Annotated in this window: 16 protein-coding genes; 3 read left to right on the top strand and 13 right to left on the bottom strand. The window is 57.9% G+C overall.

Annotation, left to right across the window (positions count from 1 at the left end):
* Positions 1-131: 131 nt before the first annotated feature.
* The 8 genes from DMP05_RS03550 to DMP05_RS10095 all read right to left on the bottom strand — a co-directional run bounded on the left by DMP05_RS03550 (position 132) and on the right by DMP05_RS10095 (position 8,623).
* Positions 132-350, bottom strand: coding sequence for an acyl carrier protein (locus DMP05_RS03550; RefSeq protein ID WP_114616307.1), 219 nt, complete (start codon positions 348-350; stop codon positions 132-134).
* 69 nt (positions 351-419) lie between these two features.
* Complete coding sequence (locus DMP05_RS03545) at positions 420-1,772, bottom strand: DHA2 family efflux MFS transporter permease subunit (RefSeq protein ID WP_244595026.1); 1,353 nt, start codon at positions 1,770-1,772, stop codon at positions 420-422.
* A 220-nt stretch (positions 1,773-1,992) separates the two neighbouring features.
* Complete coding sequence (gene rho / locus DMP05_RS03540; protein WP_123219194.1) at positions 1,993-4,236, bottom strand: transcription termination factor Rho; 2,244 nt, start codon at positions 4,234-4,236, stop codon at positions 1,993-1,995.
* On the bottom strand, positions 4,233-4,913 hold the full coding sequence (gene fsa / locus DMP05_RS03535; RefSeq protein WP_123219193.1) for a fructose-6-phosphate aldolase: 681 nt from the start codon (positions 4,911-4,913) through the stop codon (positions 4,233-4,235). The genes rho and fsa overlap by 4 nt, the downstream gene beginning before the upstream one ends.
* A gap of 238 nt (positions 4,914-5,151) precedes the next feature.
* The gene (locus DMP05_RS03530) at positions 5,152-5,577 is read right to left on the bottom strand and encodes an FKBP-type peptidyl-prolyl cis-trans isomerase (RefSeq protein WP_114616289.1); all 426 of its coding nucleotides are present in this window, start codon (positions 5,575-5,577) and stop codon (positions 5,152-5,154) included.
* A 139-nt stretch (positions 5,578-5,716) separates the two neighbouring features.
* Entirely contained in the window at positions 5,717-7,093 is a 1,377-nt protein-coding gene (locus DMP05_RS03525) for a serine/threonine-protein kinase (protein WP_161957457.1), read from the bottom strand.
* 213 nt (positions 7,094-7,306) lie between these two features.
* Positions 7,307-7,729: an XRE family transcriptional regulator gene (locus tag DMP05_RS03520; protein WP_123219191.1), complete on the bottom strand. Its 423-nt coding sequence runs from the start codon at positions 7,727-7,729 to the stop codon at positions 7,307-7,309.
* Between the two features lie 138 nt (positions 7,730-7,867).
* Positions 7,868-8,623 carry an Ltp family lipoprotein gene (locus DMP05_RS10095; protein WP_244595025.1) on the bottom strand — a complete coding sequence of 252 codons (756 nt, stop codon included), beginning with the start codon at positions 8,621-8,623 and terminating at the stop codon, positions 7,868-7,870.
* 496 nt (positions 8,624-9,119) lie between these two features.
* Between DMP05_RS10095 and DMP05_RS03510 the strand changes: the two genes are divergently transcribed.
* The 3 genes from DMP05_RS03510 to DMP05_RS03500 all read left to right on the top strand — a co-directional run bounded on the left by DMP05_RS03510 (position 9,120) and on the right by DMP05_RS03500 (position 11,498).
* A complete protein-coding gene (locus DMP05_RS03510; RefSeq protein WP_148039686.1) occupies positions 9,120-9,695 on the top strand; it encodes an amidase in 576 nt (191 codons plus the stop codon).
* 140 nt (positions 9,696-9,835) lie between these two features.
* On the top strand, positions 9,836-11,293 hold the full coding sequence (locus DMP05_RS03505; protein ID WP_211326845.1) for a Y-family DNA polymerase: 1,458 nt from the start codon (positions 9,836-9,838) through the stop codon (positions 11,291-11,293).
* Entirely contained in the window at positions 11,283-11,498 is a 216-nt protein-coding gene (locus DMP05_RS03500; RefSeq protein WP_123219189.1) for a hypothetical protein, read from the top strand. The genes DMP05_RS03505 and DMP05_RS03500 overlap by 11 nt, the downstream gene beginning before the upstream one ends.
* Positions 11,499-11,588: 90 nt before the next feature.
* Here DMP05_RS03500 and gatB read toward each other — a convergent pair whose 3' ends face one another.
* The 5 genes from gatB to ychF form a co-directional block, all read right to left on the bottom strand.
* The gene (gene gatB, locus DMP05_RS03495; protein ID WP_123219188.1) at positions 11,589-13,166 is read right to left on the bottom strand and encodes an Asp-tRNA(Asn)/Glu-tRNA(Gln) amidotransferase subunit GatB; all 1,578 of its coding nucleotides are present in this window, start codon (positions 13,164-13,166) and stop codon (positions 11,589-11,591) included.
* A 120-nt stretch (positions 13,167-13,286) separates the two neighbouring features.
* On the bottom strand, positions 13,287-14,777 hold the full coding sequence (gene gatA / locus DMP05_RS03490) for an Asp-tRNA(Asn)/Glu-tRNA(Gln) amidotransferase subunit GatA (RefSeq protein ID WP_123219187.1): 1,491 nt from the start codon (positions 14,775-14,777) through the stop codon (positions 13,287-13,289).
* A complete protein-coding gene (gene gatC, locus DMP05_RS03485; protein WP_123219186.1) occupies positions 14,777-15,085 on the bottom strand; it encodes an Asp-tRNA(Asn)/Glu-tRNA(Gln) amidotransferase subunit GatC in 309 nt (102 codons plus the stop codon). Before gatC ends, gatA begins: the two co-directional genes overlap by 1 nt.
* A gap of 611 nt (positions 15,086-15,696) precedes the next feature.
* Positions 15,697-17,625, bottom strand: coding sequence for a DNA helicase RecQ (gene recQ, locus DMP05_RS03480; protein WP_244595024.1), 1,929 nt, complete (start codon positions 17,623-17,625; stop codon positions 15,697-15,699).
* Between the two features lie 108 nt (positions 17,626-17,733).
* The gene (gene ychF, locus DMP05_RS03475; RefSeq protein WP_123219185.1) at positions 17,734-18,798 is read right to left on the bottom strand and encodes a redox-regulated ATPase YchF; all 1,065 of its coding nucleotides are present in this window, start codon (positions 18,796-18,798) and stop codon (positions 17,734-17,736) included.
* Between the last annotated feature and the right edge of the window lie 476 nt (positions 18,799-19,274).

The raw sequence follows: 19,274 nt of genomic DNA, 5'->3' as shown, positions 1-19,274 counted from the left end.
AAGCGACACGCATTTTCGTAACAACCGCGTTGAATCGCGTACGTCAAACAGCGTACGCCAACCATATTTCGAACACAAAACTAAAAGACCCAGCCTAACGAGCTGGGTCTTCGTCGCAAAGTTGCTTGGAATTACAGGCTGTCCACGTATTCCACAAGGTCGCTCATGGTCTCGAGGCCTTCGGGTTCGCCGAAGTCAACGTCCAAGCGCTCTTCGAGCTCGCAAATGAGCTCGACCATATCGAGCGAATCGACGCCGAGCGATTCGAAGGTCGAATCCTCATCGACGTTTTCGGGCGCGATGTCGAGGTTTTCCTGAAGAATGTCTTTAATGGTGTCGAGCGTGGCCATGTTCGTCCTCTCGATGTCGTCCAATATCACAAAACATGTCATGCGTCGCTTATTGTAGCGCTCTTTCGCTTATTTTACGTGCAGGGCGATAATCGCGAAGCAGGCAAGGGAGAAAGCGGCGGAAAGCCCGAATGCAGCATGGAAGGCCGCCTCGCCCGCCAATGCGCCGCCACAAGCGAAGAACACCATGCCGGCGCAGCCAATCGAGGCGCATGCTTGACGTGCGGCCGTGCCAAAACCCGAGCCGTCGGAAATCTGGCGACCGCGAAGCCCCGACAAGCTCCACGCGATAAGCGGACCAATAAGACCCGAAACGCCCATTGCACGCACGCCTTGCATAACGCACACGGCCCACAAAGGCGTCGAGGCGCCGCATGCGACCATAAGACACGAACCCACAACAAGGCACACCCCGAAAAACAGCGTGACGGGTCGCGCTCCAATCTTGTCGACGAGCAGGCCCGCAAGCGGGTTCGCGATAAGCGCGGCAACCGTGCCTGGCAAAAGCACGAGACCAGCCTGCATGGCGCTGCCCCCGCACAGTCCTTCAATATAAAGCGGCACAAGCAGTGTAATGCCCATGAACGACGCGAACAAGCAATTGAGAGCCCAGAAGCCGTCGACGAATTCCCTGTTGTCGAAAATAGCCAAATCGACAAGCGGGTTTTCCAAAGAGCGCTGTCGCTTCGCAAACGCGAAGAGACACACAGCCCCCGCAATCAACGGAGCCCACACGAACGGATGGATAAAGGAATATGACGAAACCTCCGAGGCACCCATGAGCAAACCGCCAAATCCAAACGCGGAAAGCGCGAAAGAAAGCACATCGAAGCCCGCAGGATACGAAGCATCGTCACGGCGCTTCACGGCAAACTGGCAAGCGATTCCAACAACAACGGTCAGTGCGACAAGCAGCCAAAAGAAGCTTCGCCAGCCAAGGCCTTCCACCATCGCGCCGCCAATCGTGGGGCCGATATTCGGCGCAAACCCCATAGCAATGCCCGAAATGCCCATGGCGGTTGCTTTTCGCCCATCGGGAAAGCGTGTCATGGCGATAGTCTGCACAAGCGGCAAGAGCATACCCGCTGCAACGGCTTGCGCCAAACGGCCCAAAAACAGCACACCAAAACTCGGTGCAATCGCAGAGACAAGCGCGCCCACGGCAAACAACGCGATGGCAATAAGCGTGAGGTCTTTAAGACGGAATCGACCCATGAAGTACGAAGACAGAGGCACAACGACGCCCAACACGAGCATGTACGACGTCGTGAGCCACTGCCCCACCCCCTCAGCGATGCCGAACTCGACGCATACCGAAGAGAGCATCGCATTCAGGCCAGTCTGGGCCAAATTCCCCACCGATGATGCCAACACCACCAACGCGAACAATACGATAGTCTGTCGATGCTCGTTCTCTCGCACGGTATTCCTTCCACGCATGTAAAAAAAACCGCCCCGAAGGACGGTTCGTAAATGATACCTCATTTAAAACATTACGCGCACGCTCCGAACTACGAGGCGACGCACGCAATCGCCTCACGCGGATTCGCGCTGCGGCGATTTCGTGTCGGGCCGTCCGGAGCGACGGCGGAAGAAACGCATCATCCGCCGCTCGTGCGCTTCCCAACGGCAAAACCTCGGGCTACATAAGCGTCGTATCCCTTGAGATAGTGGCGCCTTGGCCCTTCTTCGCCGTGCGCATGAGGAACTCTTTATTGTCGTCGGTCTGCTTGAGCGACTTGATGAGCATATCCATGGCACGCTCGGTATTATTCATATTCGCGAGAATGCGACGAACCGCCCAAATGACCGGAGCCTCCTGGGGGTCAAGCAACAAATCTTCGCGACGCGTGCCGCTTGCAATCGGATCGATTGCCGGGAAAATGCGTCGATCGGCCAACGAGCGGTCAAGCTTGAGTTCCATATTGCCCGTGCCCTTGAACTCCTCGAAAATGACCTCGTCCATCTTCGAACCCGTCTCGATAAGAGCGGAAGCCAAAATGGTGAGGCTGCCGCCGCCTTCGATGTTGCGGGCCGCGCCAAGGAATCGCTTCGGCGGGTAAAGTGCCGTAGAGTCAACGCCACCCGACAGAATGCGGCCGCTCGCGGGCGTTGCCAAGTTGTAAGCACGTGCGAGACGCGTGAGGCTGTCAAGCAAAATAACGACGTCTTGCCCCATTTCCACCAGGCGTTTCGCACGCTCGATGACGAGCTCGGAAACTTGGATGTGGTCTTCGGTCGGCATATCGAACGTGGACGCGATAACCTCGCCAGCAATGGAACGCTGCATATCGGTTACTTCCTCGGGTCGCTCGTCGACGAGCAGGCACATCAGGTGCACGCTCGGGTTGTTCGCCGTAATAGCGGCGGCGATATCTTTGAGCACCGTGGTTTTACCGGCCTTCGGAGGCGACACGATAAGGCCGCGCTGACCCTTGCCGATAGGCGAAACCAAATCAATCACGCGGGCGGTAATCGTGGAATGACCATGCTCCATAGTAAGCGGCTCATCGGGGAAAATCGGCGTAAGGTCGGCGAATTTCACACGACGGCCCTGCTCTTCGGGAGCGATGCCGTTAACCGAGATGACCGTTTGGAGCGCGGCGTACTTCTCGTTTTCGCGGGCGGGGCGCGTTTGGCCCTTCACCATATCGCCCTTGCGCAAATTGTTGCGGCGAATAACCGACGTGCCAATATACACGTCCTGCTCGCTAGGCAAATACCCCTTCGTGCGCAAGAATCCGTAGCCGTCTTGCATGATGTCGAGAATGCCGGTGACTTCGATAAAGCCTTCAGCACGCACGCTTGCCTCGAACACCTTATCGACGAGCTCGGCCTTCTTCATGCCGGCCGTGATTTCGATTTCGAATTCAGCGGCCTTTTCACGCAGCTCCGCTACACGAAGGGCAGACAGGTCATCGATATTGGTTTTCGGAGCATATTGATCGCGGCGATTGTTGCGGTCGCGGCGATTGTGACGGTCGTTGCGGTCGTTGCGTCCGTTGCGCGAATCGCGATTGTCGCGCTGGTTTTTGCCATTGCGATCGCCGCGATTATCTCGACCGTTGCGCGAATCGCGTTCGCCCTTGTTTTGGCGATCATTACGCTCCGCACGCTGGCCGCGATCGCGCTTCTGATAGCGCTGAGCATTGCCGTCAGCCTTCGACTCGCCCTCGTTGGAGGATGCGTCGCCCTCGGCAGCGGAATCGTCATTTGAGGAGGTGTCGATTTGCACGGATTTGCGGGGGCGAGCTGCGCGACGACGCTCGGTGCGCTCTTCTGCGCCAGATTCGTTGGAAGCATCGCGCTCTGAAGCAGTATTCTCACGCTCATCATTACGGGAATCATCGCTGTGCGCAGCCTCTTTTTCAGAAGCCTCGACGACGGCGCGAAGCTTCGTTGAGCGGCCTGGACGCTTGCGCGTCTTGGGAGCCTCTTCGGCCTGATCTTTCTTATCGGATTGGACGCCCTCTTCGCCCTCGGAGGCAGAAACACTCGCTTTGCGACGCGTGCGGCGCGCGGGCTTTTCGGCCACGGCTTCGTCTACAGTCTTATCGGCAGAAGCAGCCGACTTCGTGCGGCGCGTCGTGCGCTTGGGCTTTGCGGTCGGCTTTTCGGCTGAAGTTTCGGTCGCAGCATCTACCGCAGGCGCGGCTGCGGCGGAAGAGGCCTCGGAATCGGCCTTGCGAGGACGGCCGCGACGCTTCTTGGAAGCTTCGGCGGCAGGTTCAACAGATTCGGAAGTCGCTTCATCAGCTTTTTTCGCGCGACGAGCGCTGGGCTTCTTCGGCGCAGCTTCGCTCGCGGCGCCATCGGACGCAGGCGCGGCCGCGGGGGCCGCCGCGGGTGCGGCGGCCGGCTCGGTGATCATCTCGTCAGCGATCATGCGTTAGCGACCTTCTCCCAGTCCTTCAAGAAGGACTCGAGACCGCGGTCGGTAAGCGGATGCTGAATCATTTTCTTCAGAACATTGAAGGGAACGGTAGCGATATCGGCGCCCATCAGGGCAGCCTGCGTCACGTGGTTCGCGCTGCGAATGGAAGCGGCGATAATCTCGACCTGCTCATGGTTGACGGTGTTCTCGCTGTAATCGTAGTTGTTGATAGCGGTCACGACGTTTTCCAGCTGGGAGAGGCCGTCTTCAGAGATATCGTCGAAACGGCCTACGAACGGTGAGATGTAGCGAGCGCCAGCGCGGGCGGCCAAAATGGCCTGAGGAACGGTGAAGCACAGCGTCATGTTCACGCGAATGCCCTCGTCGGCGAGCGTGCGGCATGCGGCCAGGCCCTCGACCATCGTGGGGATCTTCACCACGACGTTGGGAGCGATGGCGGCCAGCTCGCGGCCGTCGCGCACGATTTCGTCGCGCGTCATGGCAACGCTCTCGGCGCTCACGGGGCCGTCGACGATTTCGCAGATGCGCGCGATGTGGTTGTGGAAGTCGTCAAGCTTGCCACCGATGCGCGAGTACAGCGTAGGATTGGTAGTTACGCCAGCGAGGGCGCCCCAGCTCGCAGCTTCTTTGATCTCGTCGAGATCGGCGGTGTCGAGAAAGAACTTCACTTTTCCTCCTTTATATGCAGGAATGCCCGAACCTTTTGGCAGGGGCCTATACACGATTGATTGCGCGGAAAGGCACGCGAGAATTGAGTTCTATGGAAAATGGGATAGATTTCTGAGAACGGGCCGATAATACCACGTCGTACAGAAGAAGACGCTGAAAAGCAGTGAAAAAGAAACAACGCAGCAAAAAGGGCCGCAAGAGCGACCCTTTCAAACGCAATAAAACTATGCGCACCTGCTATTCGGCGACCTCGACGAGCTCAATCTCGAACGTGAGGTCTTTGCCAGCGAGCTCGTGGTTCATATCGAACACGCACTTCTCGCTGTCGACCGAAACGACCTTCGCCGGGAAGGGGCCCATGGGGCCCTGGAAGTACACCGTCTGGCCAACGGGCAGCTGATCGGCATTGGGGACCTGCGAAACAGGAACTTCCTGAACAGCCTGCGGGTTATATTCGCCATAGGCATCGGCAGCGGGGATTTTCACCGTTTTCTTCTCGCCAACGGCCATATCCTTCACGGCAGCGTCGAAGCCGGGAATCATCTGACCGGCCATGCAGGTGAACTCGATGGGTTCGTTGCGATCGTAGCTGCAGTCGAACTGCGTGCCGTCGTCGAGCGTGCCGCGGTAGTGGGCCTTGACCTTTTTGCCTTCGTTGCTCATGGGAGCACGTCCTCTCTTTGTATTGAAAGATGCATGCCGCTCACTATACCCGATTGGCTTCGTTATTTCGACGCAATATACCAGCCATCGCAAATCGATACAGAACCACGAAGGTGGACGACGGCGCGCACTGGGCAGCCTACGCCGCAATCGGCTGCGTATATTGCCATCCAACAAGCATGGTCACCACGATGGCAACAAGCGAGGCCACCGCAGCCGCGAGAATCGTTTGCCACCAGTTCAACCGCGCCATCACAGGGAACCGCACTTGCAATCTGCGGCGATCAAGAAGCGTATAGGCGGTCGCTGTGAGCATGGTGCCCAGCATAAACCAGTATTCAAGAAGGACGAACCACATCGGCAGCCCTTCGATTCCCTCAACACCCGGGTTGAACGGGCTCGTAAAGGCTATCGCCATGAAAAAGAGATACACAATTGTGAGCACCACGTTCCACGCGACGCCCAACCCTTGCGGAATGAACTGCGATGGCGTTCTTTTTGAATGCCCGTGCATTTCTGGCGCCCAGTTGGCGCCAAGCGCATCGGAACCACAAGCAACCCCGGTCGCATATCCCGAAGCAGATGCGCTCACCCCTGTCGCCATTTCGGCCGATGCGCAGCCGCCTTGCGGTCCGAAGTTCCGTCCCGCTCGGTCGTCCCAGCTGCCGTTTGCGCTCATGCAGCCCGTTTGCATGAAACTCACTTCATGCAAAGCGAGCTTGAATGCGGCTTTCAACTCGCGAACGCCCTTGTAGCGATTCTTCGGATCGAATGCCGCCGCTTTCGCAATCACACGCCTCATCGCCTCAGGGACGCCGTCTATCTTGAAATTACGTTCGCGCAACGTGGCATCGGGCACGTTGCCGACCAGGCAAAAATAGAGAAGCAGCCCAAGGGCATACACATCGGATCGCACCGTCGTTTGGGCAAAACCGAATTGCTCGGGCGGCGCATAGGCGCGCGTGCCGAAATGCGTCGTGTCGGTTTGCGCTCCCTGCATGCACGTGCGCGATATCCCGAAGTCGATAATCGTCAGAGATTCACTCGACAGCATGATGTTTCCTGGCTTCAAATCGCGATGCACGATGGGCGGGTCAAATCGTTCATGCAGCTCGCACACCGCATCGCACACACGAGGAAACACATCGGCCGCCAACGCCATCGAAGGCTCGCATCGGCGAACGACATCCTCGAGCGTTTCGCCGAACACGTACTCCATGACAACCACGATTTCGTCGCCGATAATCGCGCAATCGTATATGCGAGGAATGTATCGGAAGCGCCTTCCTGCCTGCTGAGCAGCGAAAATGCGTTCATACGCACCCCCGAGACCCGATGAGCGCTCAATGCGCTTTCGAACGAAAGGGCCTTGCGAGGCGCCATTCACGCCCTCGAAATGCACGCGCTCGGTAATTTCGGTCGAAGATTCCTTCAGGACCTCGTCGACGACATAGCAGTCTTGGCGGCGCATCGCCTCAAGCTGGGCAGCCAGCTCATGGGAGATTTCATCGCTCACAGCACATCCCCTTTCGCCGCAAGCGGTATCATCGCCGCCGGCGGCGCACCCACGGGCAGCAATTGCGAAACCACGGCATGCGCCACAAGAGCCCGACGCGCGGCGCGGGCTCTCGATCAACTCGCTTTCGCATGTGTTGTGAGACAGAAAAGCCATGCGGCAATACTAACAGACAATATCGCCTGCCGCATCGGCAGCATCGCGAGCGCGCCGCTATTGGCAAATGGTCTGCTCGCCGAAACGGTACAATTCCTCATCGGCGCGCCGCAGCGTGAGGCCCTTTTCTATGCAGAAAATGATAATCGCATCGCGTCGATCTTTGCAGTAGAGGGTACTTTGCCCCGCCGCTTGCAACAAGCGATTCGTCTCGCGCAAATCGAGATTCATGGCGAACGCGAGCGCAAGCGCCTTATCTCGTCCGCATCCACGCTCACCCTTGAAAATCTGCCAACCGAACGTTTCGTTAAGGCCAGCTTCGCGAATCACTTTCGAACGAACCAAACCGTGATTGGCGAGCAGCCATTGTAGATATTCGGACAATGTCGGTGCCTGCAAATTATGCGTGCTCGTAAACTGTTCCGGGCTGGGACTTTCGAGCAATTCGCACAGCAGCTCTTCGGTAAGCGGTTCCTTCACGCGATATTTCCTTCGTTTCCGTCGACGGGCGCGGGCCTGCGCGCGTGCGGCCGGTTCATCGTTCAGCCATTCGCGCGCTGGCTCCCCGTAGGTAAATGCAAAATTGCCCACAATTGTACCCTGCAAAAATGCGTCCGACTACATGTTCGCGATTGCGTAGTCGGCTTCTTCTTCGGTGAATTTCTCGCCATATTCGGAAGTGAGCTGGTCATGAATCGCGGCCGGCGACATGTTCATCATTTCCTCGTACGACTTCGCCTTTTCAAGAGCATTTGCGTTCCAGTCGGCAACCACGTTGTCAATCGCATATTGCGCCGCCTCGGCAGAGAACTGCTCACCGTATTCGCTCGTCAGTTGATCATAGATGCCCTGCTTCGACATATGCATCGTGTCGGAATAGCTCTTCGCCTTCGCCAAGGCAGATTCGTATTCCCGAGGAACCTCAGCTTCGGCGGACTGTTGCGGGGCCGCCTGCCGGCTCGATTCCGCCACCGAAGCATCGGACGCCGCCGAGCTCGTTTCGCTTGCAGACGGAACTCCACTTGACGCACTCGCGCTCGTCGCGGCAGAACCGTTCGTTGCGTCGTCAATCGCCGCCGAATACATGCTCTGCGTCGCCAAAACCACGACAAGCGCAACCACATTCAGAACAAGTCCGACAATGGCCAAGACCTTGCCCGATTTCTTGCCACGGATGACGGCAATAACGCCAACCACTCCGAAAATACCGCCCAGCAACGCAAGCAGCGCAGAAAGGTTATTCACGATAGGCATCCACGACGAGACAATCGCGATAACACCGAGCGCAAGAGACGTAATGCCCATCGCCGTCTTCGGCATTGCGGTTTCGGGCGCCGGCTGCGGAGCCTGGGGCTGGTACTGCGTGTTTTCCATTTCTGATTCCTTCCCATAAAAATGCATGGTTTATTTCGCGAACAAAACCAGGAATCATGCTAAGGGTTTCCGCATTCAAAAACATTTGCTGCCAGCTAATGAAAGTTGTGTTCTGGTATTGCAAAATTGTTGCGCAACAGATTTTCGAAAAACAGTGATACGGTTTGTTGCACGCCAAGTGCCCCGCCGCATTCCTCCACGCAAATTCGGAGTGCCCGGGCGCTTGGCCCCTTTCCAGTCGCTCTCGCGGCGCATTCCCCCTACGGAGCATGCCGACGCGCCGCATCCACCGCAAAACATCGCGGCGCTCGAGCCAAAACCGCGAAGGCGTGCGACGGGCCAGCGCATACAACAAACATTCTTCGCACCGCTCGCCCCTCACAAGAGCCGATTATCCGCGAAACGCCCTCCTGACCTCTTGAAATATGTACTTCCTTGATACCATTTCCCCTAACGGGAAAGGCGCATTTCAGCGCCCTAAATCATGGAGGGAATTATGAAAAAATTGAAGACTGGCGCACTCGCGACGCTTATTGCGTGCGCAATGGCCGCTTGCCTGGGCCTCGTTGCCTGCTCAAGCGGACCCACTGACGAGGAAGTCATCAAAGAAGGCATCGCAAGCGAACTCGACCCCATCAAGAACCTCGATGACGCCACCTTGGACGAAATTCTCTCCGAGGCCGGCAGCGAATTCGCCATGCTCGAGTCGATGGGCATCGACGGCAAGACGCTCGTGAAGTCGTACCTCGACGGCTTTGACTACACCATCGATTCGGTCGAGGTCGACGGCGACTCCGCAAAGGCGACCCTTACCGCAACCTGCAAATCGTTCACCGACGCAAGCACAAAGGCTGAAGAGCTTGCCGAAGCCTTTGGCGAGCAGATGACCGACGAGCAACTGGCAAGCATGACCCAAGACGACATTACCGCAAAAATCGGCGAAATCACCATGCAGGCCATCGACGAGACGCAAGCCATCGATATGCCCCTCGTGCTTACGTTCACCAAAAACGACAACGAGTGGACCCCCGACGCCGACGTGCTCGGATCGTTGCTGAATCTTTTCGAATAGGACCAGCGCCAATCGATGACGCATTTCGGGCAGCTTTCGGGCTGCCCGTTCTTTTTGCTTTGTTGCTCCCTTTTCGGCTTCTTTGCGCTACTATATTAGAACACTTGTTCGTTATTCATCGGCGAAAGGAAGCTGGCGCCTTGCAAAATCGGAGTGGCAAAACGTATGTATGCATTGACTTGAAAAGCTTCTACGCCTCGGTCGAATGCGCCGAGCGGGGGCTCGACCCCGATAAGGCGCTGCTCGTCGTAGCCGATCCCGCACGCTCCGAGAAAACCATCTGTCTTGCCATATCGCCCGCTATGAAGAAGCTCGGCGTGCGCAACCGATGCCGCGTTTTCGAGATTCCCGAGGGCATCAAATATTTCAAGGCGAAGCCGCGCATGCGACTCTACATGGAGCGCTCCGCCCAAATTTACGGCATCTATTTGCGGCATGTATCCCCCGCCGACATCTATCCCTATTCAATCGACGAGTGCTTCATCGACGCAACGCCCTATTTAGCGCTCGAAAAGAAAACCGCGCGCGAATGGGCAGCCGAGCTCATAGAGGCTGTGAAAGCGGAAACAGGCATAACGGCCACGGCGGGCATTGGGGAAAACCTCTTCCTAGCTAAGGTTGCGCTCGACGTGCTCGCAAAGAAGAGCCCCGATTTCATTGGGGAGCTCACCGAGGCGTCATTTCGCGAAACCATGTGGCACCACGAGCCCATCACCGATGTTTGGAACATCGGCCCCGGCATTGCGGCGAGGCTCGCCAAGCACGGCGCGCGCACGCTTTATGACGTAACGCAGCTGCCAGAAGATGTGCTCTATCGCGAATTCGGAGTAAACGCCGAATTCCTCATCGATCACGCCTGGGGCCAAGAGCCTTGTACTATCGAGGAAATCAAGGCATGGAAGCCCGTTGGAAAGTCCATAGCCAACGGGCAGGTGCTCGAACACGACTACTCGTTCGAAGACGCCCGCACCGTGCTGCGAGAGATGGTTGAATCGAGCGTGCTCGACATGATTGAAAAGGGCTTAGCGGCACGGCGCGTGTCGCTGCATGTGGGCTACGCGAAGGCCCATGGCGCCACCGCAACCGGAGGCTTCGCCCATCTCCAAACGCAAGCCGAACTGAAGCACGCTTACGACAATGCGAGATTCAACGAGGTCCAAAGCCATCGGCCGCATCGCAATGCGGACGATGAAACGCGCGTTTTCGTCGGCGAGCACGGCACACGAATCGTTGGGCCCGGCGCGCGCAACAGCGGCTACCACGAAGCCACAGGTGGAGCACGCACGCTCGATGCGCCCACGAACTCATTCCACCTCCTGTTCGGCGCCGCGGCGCAGCTCTTCGACGGCCACGTCGATCCCGAACGCCCAATACGACGCATTATGTTGGGTTTTTCCGAAATCGTCGAAGCGGAAGGTTGTCAAATGAGCCTTTTTTCCGCGCCCGAAGAAGAACAGCGCGAACGGGATATACAAAAAGCCATGCTTGCCGTGCAATCGAGGTTCGGCAAAAACTCCGTGCTCTTCGGCACGAGCTTTAAAAAGAACGCGACGATGCGCAAGCGAAACATGCAAATTGGAGGTCACAATGCCGGCTGAATGGGATACCTATCTTGAACGCATGGACGGCGAAGAAGCGAATGCGCCATGCGAGCACAAGGCGCGCGCCTATCCCGAGCGGGCACGCCAATTCATGCCATTTTCGGCGTTGAGGGGCTACGAGGAAATGCTCACCGAAGTAGAGCGAAACGCCATCGAGGAAGAAGGACGCTTTACGGAAGCGTACCGCGACGACGCTCCATAATAGAAGGTTCGTCCACCCCTCCCCGAAGGCGGCCAACAAAAAAGAGACCGAAAGAAATTTCGGTCTCTTTTCGTTTCAAGCGAAAGGGTTTTACGCGTTCAGCTTCTTGGCAAGCAGCTGGTTGATAACCTTCGGATTGCCCTGGCCGCGCATTTCCTTCATGCACTGGCCCACGAAGAAGCCGATGAGCTTCGTGTTGCCCTCTTTGTAACGAGCAACCTCATCGGGGTTCGCGGCAATCACGGCATCGACAACGGCCTCGATGGCGCTCGTGTCGCTTACCTGTTTCATGCCACGTTCGTCAACGATGGCCGAGGGATCCTTATCCTCGTCAATCACGGCAGCGAAAACTTCCTTGCCCTGCTTCGAGGAAATTGCATCGGTCGCAATAAGCTCAACGAGCTCAATTGCGCGCGCGGGCGTAAGCGGGCATTCCGCCAAGTTGAACGACTCGTCGGCGTTCATGCGCGCCGTGATGTCGTTAATCGCGAGGTTCGCGAGCGGCTTAGCCAGCTTGGAAGCTTTATCGCCGGCAAGCTCCATACCCTTCTCGAAGAAGTTCGAGGTGGCGCGGTGCTCAACCAAATGACGCGCGTCGTAGGCCGAAAGGCCGAAGCATTTCTGGTAGCGCGCGGCCTTCTGGTCGGGCAGTTCGGGAAGCTTGGCGCGAACGCCGTCGATCCACTCGTCGGTCAAATCGTACGGAGCGAGGTCGGGCTCGGGGAACAGGCGGTAGTCATCGGCGGTTTCCTTCACGCGCATCACGATGGTACGCTTCGCCGACGGATCCCAATGGCGCGTTTCCTGGTAGATTTGACCACCCTCTTCAAGCACCTGGGCCTGACGGCAAATCTCATAAGCCAAGCCGTCATGCAAATTCTTGAACGAGTTCATATTCTTGAGCTCGGTCTTCACGCCCAAGCCCGTAGAACCGCGGCGGCGCAGCGACACATTGCCGTCGCAACGCATGGAGCCTTCCTCCATGGAGCAGTCGGAAATGCCAATGGCCAAATAGATTTGGCGAAGCTTCTGCATGAACAGGCGGGCCTCTTCAGGCGTGCGCAAGTCAGGTTCGGTCACAAGCTCGATGAGCGGAGTACCCGCGCGGTTGTAGTCGACGAGTGAGTGCGTAGCACCAGCGATACGGCCTTCGTCGCCGCCGATATGCACCATCTTGCCCGCATCCTCTTCCATATGGATACGCGTGATGCCCACGTGCGCCACATAGCCGTCTTCGGTCGCGGTGACGTTGCCCTGGCTTTCGCCTGGCTTCAAGCCGTCAAGGTCGATGCGCTCTTTTGCGCCGGCACCGTCGACCTCAAGGTCGAGGTGGCCGCGCATGCAGAACGCCACGGGGCCCTGCGTAGTCTGGAAGTTTTTCGCCATATCGGGATACATATAGTTCTTGCGGTAGAACATCGAATGCTTCTCGATATCGCAATTGGTGGCCAAGCCGGCGAGCACAATGCTCTCGATGGCGGCCTTGTTGGGCACGGGGAGCGCGCCAGGCAGGCCCAGGCAAATGGGGCACGTGTGCGTATTGGGGTCGGCGCCGAATTCGAGCTTGCAACCGCAGAACATCTTCGTGTTCAACGTAGTAAGCTCGGCATGGATCTCCAAGCCGATGACGGCTTCCCAATCCTGCAAAACCTCTTCGAGCTTCTTCATTACCGAATCGCCCCCATTCCGCGTTCTGCGCCCAGCGCCTGCGCTCCGCTTCGCGGTGCTCGGCGTTCAACAGCCCAGTGGGCTGTTGAATCCTGCAAAACCTCTTCGAGCTTCTTCATGCTATTCACCGGCCTTTCCAGCAGCAAAATCGGGCGCGATGGGAGCTGCGCCATACACGGCCTCGAGCGCCGCTGCAGCGCGGAACATGTTCTCGTCTTTGAACTGGGGCGCGATAAGCTGCACGCCCACAGGCAGGCCCGTATCGCTGCCCAGGCCGCACGGCACGCTCATGCCGCCGTTGCCTGCGATATTGATCGACACCGTGAAAATGTCAGACAGATGCATCTCGACCGGATCGCCGATTTCGCCGAACTTGAATGCGGTACGCGGGCTCGTGGGGGCGAGAATGACGTCGCATTTCTCGTATGCAGCCTGGTAGTCCTGCGTAATGAGCGTGCGCACCTGCTGAGCCGGATAATAGTACTTCTCGTACACGCCACTCGAAAGCAGGTAGCTGCCCAGCATAATGCGGCGCTTGGCCTCCATGCCGAAGCCGGCAGCGCGGCTTGCCTCGTATTGGCTGCCGAGGTCTTTGTGGCCTTCGGCGCAATAGCCATAGCGAACCGAGTCGAAGCGCGCCAAATTCGAGAACGCCTCGCACGGGCCCAGCACGTAATATGCGGAAATGGCCGCATCGGCATGAGGAAGCTCGACTTCCACGATTTCGGCACCCGCCTCGCGAAGTGCCTCGGTGGCTTCAGAAACGCGAGCCTTCACCTCGTCAGTAAGGCCGGGCGCATTCATGAATCCGGGCACGACGCCAATGCGCATGCCTTCGACACCCTGCTCGCACGCAGCGCGGAAATCGGCCTTCACGTACTGCGAGGTGCAGTCCATGGGATCGTGGCCGCAAATGGCGTCCATCGCGGCGGCGGCATCGCGCACGCTGCGCGCGAACGGGCCAACCTGGTCAAGCGAGCTGCCGAACGCAACCACGCCATAACGCGAAACCATGCCATAGGTCGGCTTCACGCCAACAATGCCGCAGAACGCTGCAGGCTGGCGAATGGATCCACCCGTGTCGGAACCGAGCGTGACGCACGCAAGACCAGCCGCGACCGATGCCGCGGAGCCGCCGGAGCTGCCGCCCGGGACGCGCTCAAGATCCCACGGGTTTTTGGTGGGGCCGAACGCGGAGGTCTCGGTGGAGCTGCCGAATGCGAATTCGTCCATGTTGAGCTTGCCCAGCGGAATGCCGCCTGCCTCAATAGTTTTGGCAACGCACGTCGCGGTATAAGGCGAGACGTAGTTTTCAAGCATGAGGGATGAACACGTGGTGTGTGTGCCCTCGTAGTTCATGTTGTCTTTGAACGCCACAGGTACGCCAGCGAGCGGACCCATTTCATCGAAGGTGCCGTTTGCGAGCGCCTCATCGATTTTCGCGGCCTGCTCGAAGGCAGCATCTTTCGTGAGCTCCAAGAATGCATGCACTTCGCCATCGAGTTCCTCGATGCGCTTGAAGCTTGCCTCAGCGACTTCACGCGCCGTGAAATCACCTGCCAGAAGACCGGCACGAATGTCGGCCACGTTCATATTCGCGTTATACGCCATCACTGATCGCCTCCGCCCAAAATAGCCGGGATAAGGAAGCTACCGTCTTGCTGCTTAGGAGCATTGGAGAGCGCCTGCTCCTGCGTAAAACCAGGTACTTCCACGTCTTCGCGCATCACGTTGGAAAGGCCTCCGATGGGATGGAACGTAGGATCCACGCTCTCGAGGTCGAATTCGGTGATGGGCTTAAGCGTTTCGATGATGCTGTTCAAATCAACCGTCATCTGAGCGAGCTCTTCATCGGTGAGCCCGATGCGCGCATACGTGGCAATGTCACGCACGTCGCGTTCTGTGAGTTGCTGAGTCATGCGACTTCTCTTTCCTTCTCGATTCGCTTTTCCACAGGCGACCTGCCAGCAGTTTCCCAAAGCGAACTGCATGAGAACATAACGTTCGTATGATAGCAAACCCGCAGGCAACTACGCACGAGCCAACCAGATGCCCAGTAAAGTTCAACAGACCGAAATACGCAGGACGCGTATGCCCGGTTGGATCAACCTGTTTTCCGGTCACTCAAATCCCGCCGGATGGCCGCTCGGCGGGGCTTTCGCCTGGGCCACGACGGGCTACCGCTCGCCTTCGGCTCGCTATGCGCCCGTCTGGCGGCGTTTCATTTTGAAATTAAAGCGGAAATGAACGCCGACGACCCTTGCGAAAGCCTCGCCGAGCGCCCATCCTGTCCGAGCGAGCCACGAACCCTTCCAAGCAAGGACGCGCCCAAGCATTCCCGCCGCTGCAGCGCAACGCAGGGCGGGTGCTTGCCTCGGCCTTCTCGTAGGCCGTCGGCGTTCAAACTTGCTTTTAATCTTTACACGAAACGCCGCCAGGCGGGCGCATAGTGAGCGAAGCGAACGATAGCCCGCCGTGGCCAGCGAGAAGGCCGAGGCGAGCACCCGCCCGAGAGGGACTCAATCGTCCCCTACTCCCCCGCCTCGAATTTCGCAATGGCGTCGAGGAACGCTTCACCGTAGCGCTCAAGCTTGCGCGAGCCCACGCCGTTGACCTCAAGGAAATCGAGCGCGTCCTTCGGACGGCGCGCGCACATATCGCGCAGTGCTCGGTCGGAAAACACCATGTAAGGCGCGATATTTCCCGCATCGGCGAGCTGCTTGCGCAAAGCGCGCAGCTCTTCAAACAGCGCATCGTCGCCCACACTCGTCGCGCCCACACCAAACGTCGCGGAAGAAGCGGGCGAAGACGCCGCTTTTCCTTTCTTGGGAAGCGTCGACTTCTTCATCTGCTTGATCGAGAACGTAAAGTCTTCCATGAAGGCCTCATGCGAGCGCTCACCAAGCCCGACGGTCGGGAACTTTCCTTCGCTCACCTGCAGAAAGCCCTCGGATGCAAGCAGTTCGATGACCTCTTTGACCTGCGAGATCGAATCGCTCACTGTATCGTAGGAATCGAGCGTTTCGAAATTTCCTTCGAGCACGCGCTGCGATTTGGAACCGCGCACAATGTCGGCCACAAGGGTCTTGCCAAACGCGCCGCCCAATTCGCGCACGCATTTCACGCAGGCGCGAGCTGTATCGGTCACGTCGATCGATTCGAATTCCCCTAGGCAATTCGAACAGTTCCCGCACTCGGTCGAACCATTCCCAAACGGCGTTTGGTCGCCGAAATAATTGAGGATATAGCGGCGCAAGCAGCCTGTCGTGTGGCAATAGCCCACCATGGCCTCGAGCATGCGGCGCTGCGCGGCTCGCGCGATTTCAGCCTCCTCGGGCTGTTGAGTGGCATATTCGCTGTCGCCCTCTATAAAGAAGCGGCAGGTTGACACGTCGCCATCGCACCACAGAAGAAGGCACTCGCTCGGCTCGCCGTCGCGTCCCGCGCGGCCCGCCTCCTGGTAATACGCTTCAAGGCTTTTCGGCATGTTGTAATGCACGACCCAGCGCACGTTCGACTTGTCGATTCCCATGCCAAACGCGTTCGTCGCAACCATGATGGGAGCATCGTCATTGATGAACCGCTCTTGGGCATCGTCGCGTTCGGCCTTATTCATGCCGGCATGGTAGCGAGCCACAGGCAACCCTTCGGCGGCAAGCCAGCCCGAAAGGCCGTCGACATCTTTGCGCGTCGAGCAATACACGATGCCCGAATCGCCCGAATGCGCCGCAATGAACTGGGCGATTCGCGTGCGCTTTTGCTTCGGATTGAGCTTTTCGACGCCGAACTTCAAATTCGCGCGATCATATCCCGTAACGACGCATTCGGGGTTTCGCAGTCCAAGCAAAGCGGAAACATCGCGACGCACTTTATCGGTCGCCGTGGCAGTAAGCGCGATGACGGGCGGTCGCTTCGGCAGGCTTTCGATGAAATCGGCAATGCCGGTATAGGCGGGACGGAAATCTTGGCCCCATTGCGACACGCAATGGGCCTCGTCAACGGCGATAAGGGGAATTTCTACGCGGCTCGCAAACTCTCGAAATAGCGGATCGGCCAAGCGTTCAGGCGCCACGTACATGATTTTATACGTGCCCGCCTCGGCGCGCGCAAGCACGGTGCGCTGCTGGCCAGGCGTTAAGGTCGAATTCAAAAACGATCCGCGCACGCCTGCATCGATAAGAGCGTTCACCTGGTCTTTCATAAGGGAAACGAGCGGCGATACCACCAGCGCGAGCCCCGGCAGAACAATCCCCGGAATCTGATAGCACAACGACTTGCCAGCACCCGTGGGCATAATGCCGAGCGCGTCGCGGCCGGAAAGCACGGCGCCAATGAGCACCTCTTGACCTTGGCGAAACGCTTCGTAGCCAAAGTACGTTGAAAGAGCCTCTCGAGCAGCATCCATTGAAGGCGTGCACGGCGTCATGTTCGCCGCCGAAAGCCCCTGAATATTCGCCATCGATTCACCCTTTCCAAAACGCCCACGACAAAAAGATGGGCAACGCACGCAACGCGCGCATCGCCCATCTTCGAAACAGAATAGAAGCCCCTCGGGCGTATCTGCCCGTTACACGTTGAACTTGAAGTGCATGACGTCGCCGTCCTGCACCACGTACTCCTTGCCTTCCTGGCGAAGCTTGCCGGCGTCGCGGCAGCCCTTTTCGCCACCGAGAGACACATAATCTTCGAAGCTCGCGGTTTCAGCCTTAATGAAGCCGCGCTCGAAGTCGGAGTGAATGACGCCCGCAGCCTGCGGCGCTTTCGCGCCCACGGGAATGGTCCAAGCGCGCGTTTCGGTTTCGCCACTCGTGAAGTAGCTCTGCAGGCCAAGCAGGGCGTAGGCGCTGCGAATAAGGCGAGCGAGGCCGCTTTCGGAAAGACCTAGCTCCTCCATGAACATCTTGGCGTCTTCAGGATCAAGCTCAGCCAAATCGGCTTCCGTCTTAGCGCAAATAGGCACGGGAATCTGGCCATCGATTTCGGGAAGCTCGGCGTTGAGCTGGTCCTCATCGACGTTGGCGATGTAGAGCATAGGCTTGCACGTGAGCAGACACAGGTCTTTGATGGCAGCGAGCTCTTCATCGCTCAGCCCCAGCGTGAGCACGCGATGGCCCTCGTTCAGACCCGCGAGCACCTTCTTGGCGGTCTCGAACTTGAGCATGAGCAACTTATCGCGCTTCGCTTCCTTTTCAAGACGAGGCAGCGCCTTATCGACCGTGGCGATGTCGGCCAGCACAAGCTCGGTTTTAATGGTTTCGACGTCGCTTTGCGGGTCGACTTTCTTGGAAACGTGCTCGACGTTGGGGTCGCTGAAGAAACGAACGACCTCGCAAATCGCATCGGTCTCGCGAATGTTGGCCAAGAACTTATTGCCCAGGCCCTCGCCCTGGCTTGCACCGGCAACCAGGCCAGCAATGTCAACGAATTCGACCGTTGCCGGCACGATTTTAGCCGGATGGTCGATTTTCGCGAGTTCATCCAAACGATAATCGGGAACGGGAACCATGCCCGTATTGGGCTCGATGGTGGCAAACGGATAGTTCGCGGCGAACCCGGTTTTCTTGGTAAGGGCGGTGAAAAGCGAAGACTTGCCAACGTTGGGCAGGCCAACAATACCGATAGAAAGCGACATGCGCATCCCCTTCATACTTACTTGCGGCGATAAAACTCATCAATGATAGCAAAACGCCGCGCAACCTGCGTCGTTTTCGACAATTCCCCATTCGATATCGGCATACGGCGGCCGAACGGTTGATTTGTAAGTTCATCCGAACACTTAGGTTTCGTTCTCGAACTCATCCGGACATGTCCGGATGAGTTCGAGAATTCCTTTCCGGAGGCGAGGGCCGAGGGCCCTCCCGAGAGAAAGGAAGAAAGATGCAGGGAAAGAAGCAGCGGGAGCGCTACCGCAGGCTGGACAGGGCCGAGCGCGCCGCCATACAGAGCGGCCTGGACAAGGGCAGGTCGTGCAGGCAGATGGCCCTGTGTTTCGTCAAGAGGATTTGAGCAAAAAGAGCATCGGAAATTGAGCAGCCTGAGCATCGGAAGTGCGCACGCTTTCTGAGCGGCTAGCCCTCCTGCATGAGGGCATGGCGGACGCGGTAGGAC

The sequence above is a fragment of the Slackia isoflavoniconvertens genome (genome assembly GCF_003725955.1).
Classification (GTDB): Bacteria; Actinomycetota; Coriobacteriia; order Coriobacteriales; family Eggerthellaceae; genus Slackia; species Slackia isoflavoniconvertens.
The sequence above is the reverse complement of the archived record's forward strand: the minus strand, read 5'-3'. Positions and strand labels throughout refer to the sequence as shown.

Excerpts from the sequence above, each read along its gene's own strand:
- recQ (WP_244595024.1), bottom strand. The coding sequence starts at position 17,625 with ATGGCGAATATTCAGGGGCTTTCGGCGGCGAACATGACGCCGTGCACG.
- rho (WP_123219194.1), bottom strand. The coding sequence starts at position 4,236 with ATGATCGCTGACGAGATGATCACCGAGCCGGCCGCCGCACCCGCGGCG.
- DMP05_RS10095 (WP_244595025.1), bottom strand. The coding sequence starts at position 8,623 with ATGGAAAACACGCAGTACCAGCCCCAGGCTCCGCAGCCGGCGCCCGAA.
- gatB (WP_123219188.1), bottom strand. The coding sequence starts at position 13,166 with ATGAAGAAGCTCGAAGAGGTTTTGCAGGATTGGGAAGCCGTCATCGGC.
- ychF (WP_123219185.1), bottom strand. The coding sequence starts at position 18,798 with ATGTCGCTTTCTATCGGTATTGTTGGCCTGCCCAACGTTGGCAAGTCT.
- DMP05_RS03530 (WP_114616289.1), bottom strand. The coding sequence starts at position 5,577 with ATGAGCAACGAAGGCAAAAAGGTCAAGGCCCACTACCGCGGCACGCTC.
- DMP05_RS03510 (WP_148039686.1), top strand. The coding sequence starts at position 9,120 with ATGAAAAAATTGAAGACTGGCGCACTCGCGACGCTTATTGCGTGCGCA.
- DMP05_RS03550 (WP_114616307.1), bottom strand. The coding sequence starts at position 350 with ATGGCCACGCTCGACACCATTAAAGACATTCTTCAGGAAAACCTCGAC.
- gatA (WP_123219187.1), bottom strand. The coding sequence starts at position 14,777 with ATGGCGTATAACGCGAATATGAACGTGGCCGACATTCGTGCCGGTCTT.
- gatC (WP_123219186.1), bottom strand. The coding sequence starts at position 15,085 with ATGACTCAGCAACTCACAGAACGCGACGTGCGTGACATTGCCACGTAT.
- DMP05_RS03500 (WP_123219189.1), top strand. The coding sequence starts at position 11,283 with ATGCCGGCTGAATGGGATACCTATCTTGAACGCATGGACGGCGAAGAA.